1 protein-coding gene is annotated in these 704 nt (G+C 43.0%); it reads left to right on the top strand.

The genetic code is table 11. The features are described from left to right. Positions 1-704 (top strand): RagB/SusD family nutrient uptake outer membrane protein (locus ACNOHI_RS24870; protein ID WP_420477409.1); only part of this gene is annotated, 704 nt, incomplete at both ends.

The raw sequence follows: 704 nt of genomic DNA, 5'->3' as shown, positions 1-704 counted from the left end.
TTGACTGGGCTGTTACGGGCGGCGTAACCCTGGTGAAAACCGATTCTGACCCTGGTAAAAATTATGAAATTGCTGTTGCACAACCAAATAATTCAGAAATCATTCTGGCCAACCAATCTACAGGAAGGGTGAGTGGTGAGTTTTCAAACTTTATGATGCCGCGTGGTATTGATAACGGCTGGTATGGACACGGGGTAACGTTGCAGCAGGCAAATAAATATTACACTAAGGATGGAAATGATCAGGTTTGGCCAGACCAGGGAACCAGAGCTGAATTTCTAAGTAAAATGCAGGAGATGGAACCGCGGTTTCAGCAATCTGTGTTTTATTCGGGGTCTAAGTGGAATGATAGTCGTGGCATTCTGAATTTTTATAAGAAAAGTGATGGGTCATGGACTTCTTATGCGCCGGTAAATGGTATTGGGTATATGAAAAAATTCTTAACCAGGATGAATTGGGGTGGGCAGGTCAACTGGATTGTTTTCAGACTCGCGGAATATTACCTGAATTATGCTGAAGCTTTAAACGAGGTTTCTCCAATGAATCCTGCATGTTATGTTGCTATCAATGAGATAAGAAGTCGTGGAGGTCTCCCTGCTATCACTAACACAGATCCACGGTTTAATACACAGGAAAAGTTAAGGCAGGCAATAAGAAGAGAACGGGCTGTTGAACTGGCTTTCGAAGAACATCGCTTTTTCGAC

This window comes from Noviherbaspirillum sp. ST9 (assembly GCF_048799745.1).
GTDB lineage: Bacteria > Pseudomonadota > Gammaproteobacteria > Burkholderiales > Burkholderiaceae_D > Noviherbaspirillum.
The sequence above is the reverse complement of the archived record's forward strand: the minus strand, read 5'-3'. Positions and strand labels throughout refer to the sequence as shown.